The organism is Eggerthella sinensis (genome assembly GCF_003339815.1).
GTDB classification, from domain to species: Bacteria; Actinomycetota; Coriobacteriia; order Coriobacteriales; family Eggerthellaceae; genus Eggerthella; species Eggerthella sinensis.
In genome coordinates, this window is the sequence record NZ_PPTT01000009.1 from 19,193 (window position 1) to 34,729 (window position 15,537).

At 58.8% G+C, this 15,537-nt stretch carries 13 protein-coding genes; all 13 read right to left on the reverse strand.

The genetic code is table 11. From position 1 onward, the window contains the following. Nucleotides 1–115: 115 nt before the first annotated feature. The 13 genes from C1876_RS06610 to C1876_RS06665 all read right to left on the reverse strand — a co-directional run bounded on the left by C1876_RS06610 (nucleotide 116) and on the right by C1876_RS06665 (nucleotide 15,487). Nucleotides 116–502 carry a hypothetical protein gene (locus C1876_RS06610; RefSeq protein WP_114545931.1) on the reverse strand — a complete coding sequence of 129 codons (387 nt, stop codon included), beginning with the start codon at nucleotides 500–502 and terminating at the stop codon, nucleotides 116–118. 5 nt (nucleotides 503–507) lie between these two features. After that, nucleotides 508–834: a putative minor capsid protein gene (locus C1876_RS06615; protein ID WP_114545932.1), complete on the reverse strand. Its 327-nt coding sequence runs from the start codon at nucleotides 832–834 to the stop codon at nucleotides 508–510. Next, entirely contained in the window at nucleotides 834–1,166 is a 333-nt protein-coding gene (locus tag C1876_RS06620) for a hypothetical protein (protein ID WP_114545933.1), read from the reverse strand. Before C1876_RS06620 ends, C1876_RS06615 begins: the two co-directional genes overlap by 1 nt. 2 nt (nucleotides 1,167–1,168) lie before the next feature. Beyond that, entirely contained in the window at nucleotides 1,169–1,618 is a 450-nt protein-coding gene (locus C1876_RS17825; RefSeq protein WP_211309517.1) for a hypothetical protein, read from the reverse strand. Further along, entirely contained in the window at nucleotides 1,594–2,052 is a 459-nt protein-coding gene (locus tag C1876_RS17830) for a hypothetical protein (RefSeq protein ID WP_211309518.1), read from the reverse strand. The genes C1876_RS17825 and C1876_RS17830 overlap by 25 nt, the downstream gene beginning before the upstream one ends. A 25-nt stretch (nucleotides 2,053–2,077) precedes the next feature. Continuing rightward, nucleotides 2,078–2,581: a hypothetical protein gene (locus C1876_RS06630; protein ID WP_114545934.1), complete on the reverse strand. Its 504-nt coding sequence runs from the start codon at nucleotides 2,579–2,581 to the stop codon at nucleotides 2,078–2,080. A 350-nt stretch (nucleotides 2,582–2,931) separates the two neighbouring features. Then, on the reverse strand, nucleotides 2,932–6,066 hold the full coding sequence (locus tag C1876_RS06635; protein ID WP_114545935.1) for a restriction endonuclease: 3,135 nt from the start codon (nucleotides 6,064–6,066) through the stop codon (nucleotides 2,932–2,934). Nucleotides 6,067–6,075: 9 nt separating this feature from the next. Then, a complete protein-coding gene (locus tag C1876_RS06640; protein WP_114545936.1) occupies nucleotides 6,076–8,160 on the reverse strand; it encodes a site-specific DNA-methyltransferase in 2,085 nt (694 codons plus the stop codon). Next, a complete protein-coding gene (locus tag C1876_RS06645; RefSeq protein WP_114545937.1) occupies nucleotides 8,161–8,787 on the reverse strand; it encodes a DUF4391 domain-containing protein in 627 nt (208 codons plus the stop codon). It abuts the gene before it with no gap. Then, nucleotides 8,781–12,023 carry a helicase-related protein gene (locus tag C1876_RS06650; RefSeq protein ID WP_114545938.1) on the reverse strand — a complete coding sequence of 1,081 codons (3,243 nt, stop codon included), beginning with the start codon at nucleotides 12,021–12,023 and terminating at the stop codon, nucleotides 8,781–8,783. Before C1876_RS06650 ends, C1876_RS06645 begins: the two co-directional genes overlap by 7 nt. A gap of 3 nt (nucleotides 12,024–12,026) precedes the next feature. Beyond that, nucleotides 12,027–12,230, reverse strand: coding sequence for a hypothetical protein (locus C1876_RS06655; RefSeq protein ID WP_114545939.1), 204 nt, complete (start codon nucleotides 12,228–12,230; stop codon nucleotides 12,027–12,029). Between the two features lie 705 nt (nucleotides 12,231–12,935). Then, the gene (locus C1876_RS06660; protein ID WP_114545940.1) at nucleotides 12,936–14,321 is read right to left on the reverse strand and encodes a hypothetical protein; all 1,386 of its coding nucleotides are present in this window, start codon (nucleotides 14,319–14,321) and stop codon (nucleotides 12,936–12,938) included. 113 nt (nucleotides 14,322–14,434) lie between these two features. After that, nucleotides 14,435–15,487 (reverse strand): PBSX family phage terminase large subunit, encoded by a 1,053-nt coding sequence (locus C1876_RS06665; protein WP_211309519.1) that lies wholly within the window; start codon nucleotides 15,485–15,487, stop codon nucleotides 14,435–14,437. Nucleotides 15,488–15,537 lie beyond the last annotated feature (50 nt).

The following is a 15,537-nucleotide window of genomic DNA, read 5'->3' on the forward strand; positions in this document are numbered from 1 at the left end:
CGTGCGAGCGAATCGGCCGATCGCGCACGGCGCTGCCCGTCCCATGACAACGGCCGCTTCCTAGACGGTTCGAACCCGCGTCCGACTTCACGGCGTTCGCGTTTCGCAGTCCCGCTCACAGTGACCTCACCACCGTCAGAACCACGTCGAAGGCCCATACGAAGCGCCCGGAGCCGTCACGCTCCTTGAACGACGGCGCCGTCGTGTCCAAGCCGACGATGCGCCAGCCGCCGTTCTCGGCGATGCCCTCCCACTGGCACGTACGGACCAGCCGCTCGCATGCGTCGGCGTCGGCTTCGGCCTCGGCGGGCGCCTCGCGCACCACCAGCACCGCAACGGTTACCGTGCCACGCTCCGAATCCTCGGAACGGACGCGACGCTCGAACGCCCCTTCGCGCAGCACGATGGGCTGCCCGTCCTCCAACGCCGACGGAGCCTTTGCGAAGTAGCTTGCGAACTCGCCTTCTAGCAGGGCTTTCGCAACCAAGAAGGATAGCTGCATATGCCTTACCTCACTTTCAGCTCCCAGTGGTGGACCCGTCCGAACAGGTCTTCGCACGGATGGCATTCCACCACGTAGTACGAATGCCCGCGTATGATCACGCGCGATCCCGCCGCCACCTCGAACGCCCCAGCGGAGTTCACGGCGTCCACGTACACCGTCCCCGCGCCCGCATCGGCGCTGCGGTGCGCGTCGCCCGAGGCGGACTGCCTCCGGTCGAACCGCACGCCGGCGATCACGACGGGCTCGCCGAGCGCGCCGTCAGGCAACGGAGCGCGCACGGCCATCGCATCGGGCAGGGCGGTTCGGGGTATGGGCTTGAACAGCCGCATCAGCGCACCCCGCTAAAGGCTATGCCGCAAGGCCCGAGCTCCCTCAGCGCCGCCTGCGTGGCCAGTTCCTCGCCGGTCGTGCCCTTGTTCTCGTAGTTCCGCACGGTGAAACCGCCTATCGTGTAGCCGCCCACCTCGCCCGCGCCGCACTCGGCGAACGCCTCGCAGGCGGCGCACACGGCCCGCTTGTATGCGTTGCAGTTCGTCTTGGCACCCTTCGCGGCGCACAGCCACGACACATGCGACTCCGCCAATCCGACGGATGCGCAGAAGGCGGCCTCCGAAAGGCCGCCCCCGTACGTCTGCGAATAGTATTCGTAGGTGACGCCCATGGCTACGCCGTCGGAACGGCGCTCACGTGCACGCCGTCGAGCTTGTTGTCGAACAGCTCCACGATCCCGTACTTGCGGTACTTCACGAGGTAACTGTCAAGGCTCTCCAATTCGTCGGGAGCGAACACCTTCGACGCGACGTGCTTGTCGAACTTGATCACGGCGCTCTTCTCAACCACCATGAAGTTGATGTCGGCGCCGGCCGAGGCCTTCTTGTAGCCGAACTGGTCCGAGTCGCCGGAGAGCAGGTCGATCTTGGTGTAGAAGCGCACCTGCGGCACCTCCACGATGCCGGCGAAGCGCTCGAGCACGCGGTTGGAGCGCGCAGGGTTCGCCAGGCTGAAGTCGTCGAGCACTCCTTTGAGCGTCGGCGTGATGAACAGGTAGCGCGAGCCGGGGGTCACCTGCGCCTCGTCCATCGCGGAGGTCAGCTCGCGCAGCTGCGCCAGCACGTCGCCTGCCTCGCGGCCGAGAGGTCCTCTTCGTCCACCTTCACGCCAGCGTGGCTTGCGATGGAGGCGAAAGCGAATGCGTCAGCTTCCGGGGCAACCTGGGTGCGCTGCAGCTCGCTTCCCGCCTCCACGAAGCAGTCCAGAACTCCCGCCTCCTCGACGTCCATCACGTCGGCCAAAAGGCGGATCCCGCGATCATAGTTGAATTTCTTGGTCTCGAACTCGTAGGTGATCGCGCCTGTCTTGTAGCCCTCGTTGCGCGTGTAGTTCCCGAGCCCCGACACCGAGATCTTCGGGATCATGATCTCGCGCGCGTTGCGCCCGGCGCGCACCAACCGGCGGCCGGAAGCGAGCACGCTGCTCATGCTCGCGCGCTGGTACACCTCGTCGAGGACGGTGGTGTAGTTCTTCACGAAGTCGATGCTGTTCGGCATGAATGCTCCCTCTTTCCCGTTGTCGCTACTCGTTGGCCTTATCGTCGTCGGAGAGCCCGGCGATATCCCGCCAGCGCTTCATGGTCTTGCCCTCGTCAGACGCCGCCCCGGCGTTCGGCAGGCCCGTCTTGCCGACGGGGCCCTCGACGGCCGCGTGCTTCGCGAACAGCCAGGGCTCCGCCTCGCGCATCTTCTCGACGTCGCCGTCGTAGTCGGCCAGCACCGCCCGCGCCGCCTTGACGTTCCTGCAGCCCGCGAGCTCAAGCGAGAAGTCGATGCGCTCGTCGGCGCTCTGCCGCTTCAGGTCGTCGATCTCCCCGCGAAGCGCCTCTGCCGCCTCGGCGGTCTTAGCCGCTTCAGCGATCTGCGCCTCCAACTCGGCTATGCGCCCATCACGCTCTGCGATCTGCGCCTCGTAGCCGCCGCCTTCCTCGCCTACTTGCGGCGGCGCTTCCTGCTCGCGCCCCTCGCCGCCCTGCTCCTGCGCGCCTTGCGCTGCTTCCTGCGCGCCATCGACCTCACCGTCCATGCGAACCGCCTTTCCTCGACGGGGCGGCCGCATAAGAAGGCAGCCCCTCAACCTGCTAAGAGGTTAAGGGGCTGTCACAAAGTAATCTGGTTTACATCTAGCGAGAAGACTTCGGTCATATGTACGCGGGATTTTGAAAAGATGTCATCGAGCAAGCTTTTCTTTTCGTCATAGTTCTCGATTTCGATGGCAATCTCTCACTGCAGACCCACTACATTGAGTAACCATTGCGTTCAAGCTGGTGCATACGCCGCTCGAATTGATCGGTCTGCGTCTTCCCAATCTTAATGAGACAAGAAATGACAGTCGTCATCACTCAAATGACGCCCTTAACATAATCCCTCATCGTCCTATTCCATGTTGCCGATCAACCCGAGTAGTTCGTCGTATGTAGCAACCTGATGGTATCTCACGCCTTCGGTACTCATCTCATTGAAGAGCTTCTTCGCGCAGGCGATCTTTGAGTTCTCGACCACGTCAAGCTGCATGGTGTCCATGGACCCTTTGGTCTCAGCGATGAAGAACACGTGCCGCACGGCACCTTTGTTGAATGCGATGGCCCAGTCGGGCGCATAATCCCCAACAGGCGTGGGAATCTTGAAACCACGAGGCAGGCGTGCGTACACGCAGACTTCAGCTGCCTCATCCATGTCCTTGGCGAAGTCGTGCTCAATAGCCGAGTCAAACACCACGTAATCCTGGATGTTCTTAACGGCCTCGTAAACGCGGCTCATGTTCTCAGGCATATGCTCGGTGAAGATGCCTTCGTCGTAGGTGTCCTCGAGGGTGTGGTACTCGATATGATCCACGATCATCGTAGCCTTCTCGGCGACGATAGCCCTCGCCACCTTGGCAATGAACTCTTCGGGGTTGCGCTTGAACATGGCAAACTTGAGCGGGCTTATGCCTTTCAAGATGGAAGTCGCGCTCCTGCGCGTTATTGCTGCACCTTGGGCAATCTCGCCCACGAGGTCATAGGTCACGCTCGAACCGGGTAAAGCGTCCAACTCAACGGTCTCACTCTTCACGTTGCCGAACTGTTCGCGGCTCGTTATGGACTCGCGCGTCGCCTGAGTTTTCTGGCTACCCGTGGTCAGCGTGTAGGAGAGCGTGCTCACGAACAGTTTCTCATCAATATGCGCGATGGCCTTCCAGCGAAGCTCCTCGGCGTCGAAACTCACCGTGTAGGCGTGCTTGTGATTGATGTGAGCCCAAAGCTCCTGAAACTCCTTCTTGTGGAAGTTCGCGTTGAGCTTGTTGATCGCTATCTTCTGTTCGTGACCATCCGTAATATAACCGTCGAGTGCATGAGAATCGTAGACACTCTGGACAATTTTTCCAATGTGTTCGACATAGGGCCTGAGGTTCTCTGGAAGCTTGTCCATGGCATATTCGATAAAACCGCCGGACCTAAATGTGGCCGTGGGGCGCCCGTCCATGTCGATAAAGTTGCCAGCGATGAGCGCGTAGGTGATCTTTCGAGCATCGTCGTTCGATAACGTGATTGTTGTGCCCTCTGGATTCTCTATAATCTTGCCAGCAAAAAGCGCGTCGGTGACGATGGTCGGACGCTCGCGCAGACCCTGCTTGATGTCCTTCTGTAGTGCATCCACGAAGCTCGCGTAGCTCTCGGATGCGATGACGGTCAAGACGTTCACACGGTGAACCTCGCCTTCACCAAGCGCCTCGAGGTCCTGCCGGTTGCCGAAGGTGTCCACGCACAGGCGGAGTCCCCGTCCTACCTCTTGGCGCTTACTCACCTCGTTGTCGGAGTGCTTCAGCGTACAGATCTGGAAGATGTTGGGGTTGTCCCAGCCCTCGCGCAGCGCAGAGTGGCTGAAGATGAAGCGTACATGCTCCTCGAAACTGAGCAGCCGCTCCTTGTCGCGCAGGATCAGGTCGTAGGCGCGGCGGGCATCGTCGTCGTTCAGGCCGATGCCGTCCTCGCGCTCGGCCTTCTTCTCCTTCTTCGACTCGACCGGATTACCCTTCTTGTCGATCGAGAAGTAACCCTCGTTGGTCTCGTGGGCCCCGATGCCGCACAGGTAGGCCGTGTATTCATCCTCGATGCGCCCGTTCAAAAATTCGGCAACGGCGGCCTTGTACTCCTCCTCGAATAACTTGCGATAGCCAATGGTCTCATCTCTGTCCGGGTTGGCTACATTGCGGTACTTGGCCACCTCGTCGATGAAAAAGAGTGAGAGGCACTTGATACCCCGGAAGAAGAGAGCGGACTCCTTCTGCAAGTGCGATTTGATAGTCTCGCGAATCTGGATTCGCCGTATATCGTCCTCAGTCGAGTCGCCCACGACCTCGCCTTTGTTCACGACCACTTCGTTGAGAAATCGTACGTAGCCCAACTGCCCGTTCTGATCGGGAACGATGCCGTCCGGGGCAATCTGGTAGCCCTCGCGGTAGGCCTCCATCTCGCCGGATGCGGGGTAGATATCGTCTCCCACACCGAAGCGGCCATGAGCGATTACCACCTTGCCGCCTGCAGTCAGCCTGCGATATTCAATCAAGGCTACGGGCGCCTTGTTCCTGCTCACCACGATGTCGCGAAGATACAGGTAGCCGTGCGTGCCGCGGATGTTCTTCAGCTCAAAGCCTTTCACCTCGATGCGCTTCACCAGGCGCTGGTTGAAGGCATCGAGCGCATCCAGCACATACACAGTGTTGTGGCGCACGCGATGGGTTGCGGAGTAGTTCAGGCAGAAGAGCGGGTTGAACTGCTTGATGCCGTTCTGAGTCGCCTTTCCGCCCATCTTCTGCGGCTCGTCCTGGATAATAATGGGCCGGTTCGCAGCGATAACGTCGATTGGCCTACGGCTGCCGAACTCGTCGCGCTCATCGAAGATGATGCGAGCCTGTTTGTTGTTCGTCCCCTCCTTCATGGACGTGTTGAAAGCCTGCATGTTGATGATCATCGCGCAGATGTCAGGGCTCTCGGAATAGCGATCGAGCTCGGTCAGATTGTCAGAATCGTATATAAAGGACTCGATTTTCTTGCCATACTGCTCGAAGAAGTGCTGCTCGGTATTCTGCAGGCTCTTATTCACGCCCTCGCGTATAGCGATTCCGGGCACCACGATGATAAACTTGGTCCAACCATAGGTACGGTTAAGCTCATACATAGTCTTGGTGTAGACATAGGTCTTCCCGGTGCCCGTCTCCATCTCTATATCAAGCTGACATGCGCCTTGACTTGCGGACAGCTCCGATGATTCGCTAATGCCGTTTGCGCGTTGCACGCGGTGGATGTTATCTAGGAGTTGAGTAGCTGAAAGCTGCACCGGGGCATTCGTGTATCCCTCATCAGAAAGCATAGCCTGATAGAGCATGTCTTCCATGCCCTTGCGAATGACGGCTTTGCCCTTATCGCGCAGATACGTGAAGGCGTCTTGCTTAGGTTGTCCCTGAAAAACAGATACGACAGCCAAAGCAGCATCCTCTTGGTAACGTTGTTTCTTGAACTTGAATTCCATGTCTACCGCCTATATGACCTTACGTTCTGTGTCGGGGCTAAACGTCTTGAAAAGCTCCTCGAAGTTGGCGGCCGTGGCGTCATCAGCCATCGAGGCGTCGCGGAATACAGCATAGATCGGGCGCATCTTGGCAATCTTCTCGATACACTCCTTATTCACCTCGGTGTCGAAGCAGGCAACGAGCTTAGGTGCGCGCCCGCCGTTGACGATGAACACTTTCTTGCCGCAAATGTCGGTCTCATCAATCCTCGCCGAGTAAGGGATGCGCAGCGTGGGGAGCACCTGGAAGAGCAGATCAAGTCCGCTTCTGCCGGGCTTCACGTTGTCCTCATAGAGGTCGAGAGTCGCCTGGGCGTAGTCGTCCGGAGTCAAGTAGGTCTCAGAGAAATTCGACGAATCAATGCGCAGGACGCGGAAGCCAACGTCCGGAATGGGCTTGGGATCCTCGCCGAGCTTGAGCTGGCGGTTGGCTTCCTCGACCTCCTCTACGATCTTCTTACCGGCGCGACGAATACGCTCCTCGCCGATGTCGCAGATGTTGAAATAATCACCATCGTTTGCATCAAGGGACTGGCGATCTAAGTTTTCAGGCAGTTGCACGAGTATGAAATGGCATGACAAACCATCCAATGCCTTATTGAAAACGGCATGGGCAGTTGTAGCAGAACCAGAAAAGAAATCTAATACGATATCGTCATTGGATAACTGCATTTCAATGATCGTCTCTATAAGTTTGACGGGCTTCTTTCCGTTAGGAAACGCAACGCCACCTTCTTTAGTGAGATTCTTCGTTTCACCCACGAAGTCCCAAAAAGTTCCTCTTCTTTCCAATTTATAAAGAACACCGTCAATTTCTTCGGCAGTGTCGGCAAGCCATACAAAGAGTCGTGCCTGTTCGCCTTTATAAAACTGCTCGTATACATTGCCTTTTCTTTTGCCACTTCTTGGAACATATTCTATAGATATGAGGTCTTCAATAATCCCGTGCTCCTGTCTAGCGGCCATTACGCGTGTTCGTATAGAGGATTGTGCATTTGTCGTTTGAAAAATCTTCGGGCCGTAGGAATGGTAAATATCTGCCTCATCCAGACCCGATTCTCTTGCTAGCTGAGAGACAGATTTAATGATGGGATTTTGTCTTGTATAGATTTTTATTTCATTTCCTTCACCGTCAACGGTACTGCAGCAGTATTCCTTTACGCCCGGATCAATAAGGACTGAAGTGTATTTCCAGCTCTTACCCTGCTCAACATATTCGTCCACCAGCTCAGAAATCTCACGCTTCTCGAAAACGCTTTTGAATGGTGGAAGATACAGATAATCCTTTGCGTAGATTAGAAGATACTCAATGTTCTTCTTTAGCCGCTTGTCTTCTCCGCCACCAGAAGCCCCTGCAGTGTTTTTCGCAAGGACGGAAACCGTATTTATATAGTTAGTCGCACCGAAAACCTCATCACAAATCTTCTTTAGATTGTCGAGCTCAGCATCACTAATGCTTATAAAGATTGCACCGTCTTTTGATAGCAAATCTCGCGCTATAAGCAAGCGCGAATAGATCATCGAACACCAATCAGAGTGAAAACGTCCGTTGCTATCGGGGTTAGAAACGAGACGACCACCATCTTCATCGTAATCACCACTCAATGTGTCGTAAGCAGCGTGCGTCTGAGCAAAATCATCATCGTAAATAAAATCGTAACCTGTATTGTAAGGAGGATCGATGTAAATAAGTTTTATCTGCGCTGCATAAGTATTCCTCATTATTCTTAGGGCCTCCAAATTGTCGCCCTCAATGTAGAGGTTTTGGGTCGTGTCCCAGTTGACACTCTTACCCATCTCAGGACGCATGGCCTTGGTCGTAGGCCGACGCGCCTCCTCCTTAGCCTTGCGCTTGCCCGGCCAGGTGAACTGGTAGCGCTCGCGCTGCCCTTCGGCCACGTCGCCAAGAAGATCGCGCAGGGCATCGAAGTCGATGGCCGCGCGTACGTTGCCCTCGCCATCGGTTACCTCGGTGGCCACGGAAGGGAACAGCTCGGCGAGCCGCTCGACATTCTCTTGGGTGATGTCGGTGGTTGACACGTCGATCTTCTCCATCTATTCCAATTCCTTTCGTGTCTGCTCCAACTTGTCTTCTGCCGCCCTCATCTGAGCGAATAGTTCGTTCTTCTTGCCAACCTGCTTGGCCTTGCGGCATTTGTCATCCAGCTCGTCCACCAGACGCTCAAGCGATCCAATCTTGTCCACAAGCGCTATGCGCTCCACAACACTCGTACCGGTCATGCCTGCGTCGCCGAAAACAACCTGCGATACCACGCAATCCCAGACGGCGTCGAGGTCGTTGCCTTCCAACGCAAGGCTCAACTCGTCGACCTTCCTCCGCGGACCGAAGCGCACGCTTTGAACCCTCACGGCAAGTGTGGCACACTCGCCGGGCTCCTCGCAAAGGAACACCAGCTTGTGCGAGTTGGCCTTCGCTATCTCGTCAACTACGGTTGTGGCGGCGCTCTCATCGCGGAGCATCAGCCCGACGATCATGATTTCCTTCACCGTATCGCCTGCAGGGATGTGGACGATGCCCTCCTTGATGGAGTTCAGGATATCGATGCGCTCCACGCCGTGGACGAAAGCATCCTTCTGCTTAGGCGTAAGCTTCAGGTTCTTGTAGAATGCCTCCTTGGGGAGCCTACATCCCACTCTCGTCGTGGTCGGCAACCCTAGCATGGTCTCACCGCCAGGAAGCACACAAGCTCGAAGTCGTCGAGCCCCTCTACGTCGTTCTCCAGGAAGCTCGTCGTGCCTACGCCGAAGAAGCTGTCGATGTCCGTTTCAGCCTTCGCTTCGATGATAGATCCGATGGCATCCTTCAGAAGCTTAGCCTGATTGCGCATATCGCGTCCATTCTTGGTCTCGCGGTTGAAGACCCGACACAGGTCGCGGTCGGGTTCGCTCTTGCCCCGGCAGAGCAGGCGCATAGTGTCGAGCGCGTCCTTCGGGTCCAGGTGCCCGTGCAACACCTCACCGTCGTCGGTCACGTATACGAGGTAGAAGGGATGCAGGTGATTCCTGCCCTGAATGTTCACGCCCGGGTTCACGTTGCGCAGCACGAAGAGCACGCCAGGATTAGGCCCGGCTGCGACCGCATGGATGCCGCTCGGCAGCCGATCCACCGCAGGGTTGTCCTTGTAATAGCCAATAAGATCCATACGAAAGTCATTCAAGCCCAGGTCGGTGATACTCACGCCGCCGGAAACGTCCTCTAGGTCGATGACCTCATCTTGCATCTTGCGGAGCTGCTGCTCTCGATACTCCAGATCGCCCTTCTCCTCTTCGTTGATATAGTCGTCGTCGCCCGTCGAGGTCATAACCGTGATGCGCATGCGCTCCTCAACGCGAGCCTTCAGCTTGATGTACTCGTCCAATTCCACGTCGGGCCAGTAGTTCACCAGCTGGATCCGGTCGCACTTCGACCCGATTCGGTCGATGCGTCCGAATCGCTGCACAATGCGCACCGGATTCCAGTGGATGTCGTAGTTAATCAAGTAGTCGCAGTCCTGCAGGTTCTGACCCTCAGATATACAGTCAGTCGCTATCAGAATGTCGATGTCCTTGCCTTCGAGCTGCCGCGCCACGACCGCGCGCTCCTTCGATATGGGAGAGAAGCACGCAAGGATGGATCCCATATCGGCGGGCACGCTCTTGATTGTGCTGCGCCCCGGCTTCGTTCCGGTCACGACTGCCGTCTCAAGCCCCAGTTCGCGCTTCGCGTACTTAGCGACGTGCTCGTACAGATACTCCGCCGTGTCGGCGAACGCCGTGAAGATCATCACCTTGCGGTTGCCAACGTTTATAGGATGTTCAATCTTCTCACGTATCTGCTCGCAAAGCTCGATGAGCTTGGCGTCATGTGCAGGGTCGATGTCCTTGATCATGCTCAAAAGGACGCTAATGATCTCGATATCCGCTAGGATGTCGCGCTCCCAGGAAAGCCAGTCCATGTCCTCCAGCTCGATCTTGGTCTTGCCGCCCACCTCAAACGAGAGCTCCTCGACATCGTCCGTGTCGAAGTCGAACTCGAATTTCGAGGCAGCGTCTTCCACAACTATGTTACCGACGCAGTTCTTCTTGTAGGCGTCGATGACGGAGACCGTTTCATTCATATAGGCAAGGATTCGCTCAAGCGTCATGCGGAACGACCATACCGAACTCTCAAGGCGCTTCAGCAGATTGGCATTCATGAGTTTGCGCAGGCCCGTCTCGCGTCCTGCTATGGTTAGGTTGCCACCATTCTCATCGGCGTACTTGCTCACCTTGCTCTGGTGTAGGTAGCGCGACGGAACGTATATTGCCAGACTCAGATCCTCAAGCTCGTCGTATATCTCATGGTAGCTGATAGAGCCTTCGAGCGCAGAGAGGTGAGGCCGCTTCGATATGGGCTTGTTGCGCTCGGGAAACGGTCCCAGCGCTGTCATGTCGTAATGGCGCTGGATGTGCTTGCGCGACCGTGCCACAGTCACTTGATCCAGCACCTCGAAGAACTCGAAATCGAGCATGCGCGTGAGCGCCTCAGTGGTACGCTGGTCGGGGCCGAGCTTGCTCCACCGCGTGAACGCGGTCTGTGCATTGCGGAACACCGTTTCGATGTCATTGTCGATGCGGAGCCGCCCTTCCCACTTCGAGGCATCGCCTACATAGGCGAGGGCGAGCTGGTTACGCAGATCACGGAAACGGTTGTTTACGGGAGTGGCAGACAGCATCAACACCTTGGTCTTCACGCCCTGCTGGATCACGCGGGTCATGAGACGCTGATAGCGGTTCTCCTTGTCGTCGTTCTTGGAGGCCGTATCGGCACCGTTGCGGAAGTTGTGGCTTTCGTCGATAACGACCAGGTCGTAGGCACCCCAGTTGATGCGGTCGAGCGGTATGCCCGTCTCGCTTATTCCTTTGTCTCGCGACAGATCGGTGTGGTAGAGCACGTCGTAGCGCAGCCGGTCGGTCGCAATCGAGTTGTTCACGACGTTCTGGTTGTAAGTCAGCCAGTTGTCCTTCAGCTTCTTGGGGCAGAGCACCAGTACGTTGCGGTTGCGGCTCTCGTAGTACTTGATCACGGCGAGTGCCGTGAAGGTTTTACCCAGACCCACGGAGTCGGCAAGTATGCAACCGTCGTAGGTCTCAAGCTTATTGATGATGGCTATGGCGGCATCCCGCTGGAAGTCGTAGAGCTTGCTCCAGATGGCTGACTGGCGAAAACCCGTGCCCTCATTGGGAAGGACGTCCTCGGATATGTCGTCCAGAAATTCGTTGAAGATGCGATAAAGAGCCGCGTAGTAGACGAGCTCGGGCGCATTCTCGGCGTACATGGTCGAGATCGACTCGATGACAGCATCGGTCACGTCCTGCAGCTCGCCGCGCTCCCACGCCTCGTTGAAGGTACGCAGACACTCCTGCGACTGACTCGTATCCAGGCGCATGGTCATACCGAAGGCCGAGTCGCCGCGCTCGGTTCCCAGCTTGGCTGTTGTGAACTCGTCAAACGGCAAATAGGCGATATTGTCGTCGTTTTTGGACACCTCGAAGAAGGTGTCCATGTGTCCCTCGCCAGAGAACGACTTGAAACGCGCCCTACGGCGTATCCAATCGGCGCACTCGGTGGCGACGGCTTTCTGAGTCAGTTCGTTGCGTAGCTTTATTTCGAACTGAGTGCCAAAAAGGCCTTGTTCGCGAGTGAGACGCGGGATGTAGAACTCGCGCTTCTCCTTCTTGGGGCGGTTCGCCGTGAAGGCGTCCGATGTGAAGATAAAGCGGAGGCTGTCGATGCCATCGAGCTGTTCCGCCAGTTCGCGATAGGCGTACATCGAGAAAACGGAAGCAGCCACAGAGAGGCGATCCCCGCTGTCTATTCGGGCGGCGAGATCATCCTTCACGATGCGCGCACGATTGTCGAAGTAACTGGGCTCCATCGATTAACTTCGCTTGACAAGTCGTTCGATCAAGCAGCTCTTCACGAAGGAGGTGAAATTGAGACCGTCGAGGGAAGCGGCTTCTTTGGCGGCGTCGCGCATGGTGCGAGGTATGCGAATGGTTACAGAGACAAGCTCAGAATCCCGCAGATAAGACTGAATCTCGGTCGGTGAAGCACCAGAATCAACCAGCTCGAAATACTTCATAAAAATCCTTACCGAGTAACGTCTAAAGCAATACAACTAAACGCAACGATTTTACCAGAGAGTGAGTCAGTAAAAGAGAAGAGCATGCCAATAAAGACAAAACGACGGCGATGCGAGAGTCCTAGCCGAACCTGGACAGTTATCTTTGCAGCGAAGCAGCCGTACAAGCAAGTCACATGTTCTCGAATTTATCTGTGCCGCCAGTCTTGGCCGCTGGCCCGGACTGGCGGTGCGTCGTCGGCGCGCACTTCAGCAGCACGACCGCCCGCACTCCGGGTGCGCTGCCGGGGCGTTCGTGCCACAGGACGGTCATGGCGCATGGAAGTCAACCCTTGCGGCCGTGCGGGGCGATGGCGCCCGTCTTCACCCCGGCTGCGCAAGCCCCCTTTGGGGTCTTGCTTCGCTTGTACGGGTTCAGCCGCACGCCGTCGCCCCGCACGGCCTGTTGCGAGTTGCCCAGACGCGCCATGCCCGCCCTGCGTCACGCCCGCCCAACGGCGCGCACCCTCCGTACGGGCGGTCGTGCTGCTGCCGCACTTTTCTCCGCCGCGTGCGTGTGGGTCAACGGTTAGGGCAGGCAGAGAAGCGCATGGGCAGAGGGTTTCACCAATCCAGCCAGATGTAAGCAGCCTCCAACGCACACCTGCTCCACGAAGTCCTGTCAACCTCAGGAGCGCCGAAGATCACCCCAAGAGCGCACGACCGTCATGGGCGCGTCAGCTCGCCCGCGCGCTCCCTGGCCGTAGCCTCGTCCTCCCCGTACCACTTCATCCGGTACTCCCACACGGCCATGGTGACGCCCACCTCCCGCATGTCGCGCTGCTTCTCGGCATCGGCGTCCTGGACGATGGAGTCGTCGAACATGACCCTCATGCTGCCCTCGTCCGGGACGCTCTCGCCCAGGGCGCGCGACGCGGCCATGGCGCTTCTGGCGATGCCAACGAGCGGGCCCTCCAAGCAGTTCTCGTGCCGCCTGATGTTGCGCATGAGCGCCGCGTTGTCGCTCGAGACCTCGGTGGCCGTCTTGACGTAGCCCGCGCTGTCGAAGTCGAAGTACGTGATGCCGAAGCCGGCGAGGTCGCCGAGCATCTGCAGCGCAACGCGGAAGGCTTCGACCTGCGAGCCGGTGCGCAGCGCCGGCGCGAACTCCTGTATCGTGTCCTCGGTGCTCATCACCTTGCGAAAGACGGTGCAGTCCCGCTTGCCGAACGGGATGGCGACGTCCTTGCTGCCGTCCCGTTCGCGGTCGAACAGCACGTCGGAGAGGAACACGCGCATCTTCGACAGGTCCACCTCGTTGACGAGCGCGTCGAAGGTGAGGTCCACCGCCTGGATGGCGTCGATGGCGTCCGCGAACACGCTCTGCCCGTAAGGGCTCATGTCCACGCGCGTGTTGGCCACGGCGGGCTTAACGATGGCGAAGGTGGGGAGCGCCGAACCCGTGTCGTACACCGGCACCACGCCCACGGGCGCGATCTCGTTGCCCTCGCGGTCGAAGCACACGGTGACGATCCGGTACGCCCCCTCGCCCTCCGCCCCGTCGGCCAAGTGCATCTGTAACTGATCGACCGCCTTCGCGCGGTAGAACGCCCGCGTGACGAACGCGCACTCGGTCACCCCGTCCTCGTCCCACGTGAGCGGGATAACCATGCGCGCGTCGTAGTGCCGGATGCGCACGCGCCGCTTGCCCAGATCCACCCACAAGGCGAAGGCGCCCGTTCCCAAGCCGAAGGCCCGCACGACGGTCGCCTGCGCAGCCGCCATGAACCCCGTCTCCGAGAAGAACGCGCTCAGCCAGTCGGTCGCCCCCTGCTCCCCGCACACCACCCGCACGTTCTCGTTGAGGAGCAGCGACCCCCACTCCCTGCACACCCGCATCGCGGGATGCAAGGAACGCCGATGCACCGCGTACGCCCGCCCTACCCCGTCGGTGTCGCGGTAGTCGTAGAAGTCACCGCGCGCACCCATCCAATCGTCCCATGTCCGAATATGCGCTTCCATGTCGTCCAGTGGAAGCGCGAACCCAAGCTGGCGAAGGTACCCCTTCACATGCTCCGGCACCCAGTACTCGTCCATCCCGTTCAAACCCATGCGCGTACCTCATTCCCTCTACCCACGCAGGCGATAGCACCTTCCGCGTTTCCGCTGCGTTTTATGCTGAAGAAGAGCCCGGCGAATACGGCGAAGGCGAAGACCGCCAGCCCTCACCCCCGCAATACGTCATCCATCATCGCGTAGCGCACCGCGTCGATGGAATGGTCGTTGCCGTCCGGCACCTCGTCTATCCAGTTGCCCTCCCGGTCGCGCTCGAACTCCTTCAAGGTGAACTCCGCGAAGGTCAGCGGGCACCTGTCAGGGTCGATCACGATCTCGCGCAGCCCCGCCAGCCACTCGTAGCTCAGCCGCCGCATGCGCGCCTTGCGGGCGGCGTGGACGCGGATGCCGAGCTCGCGCCTCCACACGTTCATCTGCACCTTGGAATCCGGCGTGTCGTCGCAGTAGACGATCTGGTCGTGGAAGTAGGGCTCTCCGCCCGCCTCGTCAGAGAAGGTGAGGGAATCCACCACCACCTTGCCCGTGTCCGCTGGCATCGTCTTGTTCGCCGAGTGCTCCTCGAAGATGAGGAGCCTGCGTGCGGAAGGCTCCCAGCCGCACCTCACGAACCGCCACGGGTCAGGGAACCACCCCCAGTCCACGCCGTTGCGCACCCGCTCGAACCCGCGGATCCGGGAATCGCCCAGCGCGGCCTCGCGCACGTTGTCGAACACCGCGCCGCCCGTCCCCGTGATCTCCCCCAGGTACTCCCAGCGCCAGGCGCTCTCGTTCGTGTCGCGTAGGTACTCGGCCTCCTCCAGAAACGGCGCGCCCAGCCACTCGGGATGGGAATCCGCCACGTCGAGGTAGGAGGAGCCGCACACCAGCGTATCGGCCCTTCGCACGCGCTCCAGCCGCTCCACGTTCACCCACGACCACATGGTCTTCGGCGGGTTGTAGCTGTAGAAGATCCAGAACCGGTCCCCTCCGCGGCGCAGGCTGTTCAGGATGGAGCGCACCGCCTCCACACCCTCGAACTGGTCCAATTCCTCGAACCACACCGCCGCGCAGTACCCCTTGGTGAACTTCACGCCCTTGAGCTTCAAAGGGTCGTCCGCCCCGCGGAACACGATGCGCTGCCCGGTGGGCGTGTAGGTGACCTCCATCGGCGACACCCGCGCCCGGAACACGCTTTCCAGCCCAAGAACCTCGATGGCCCACAACTACCGAGCCCTCTCGGAGGGGGGGGGCAGGGAGCGCTTGGACGAGTACC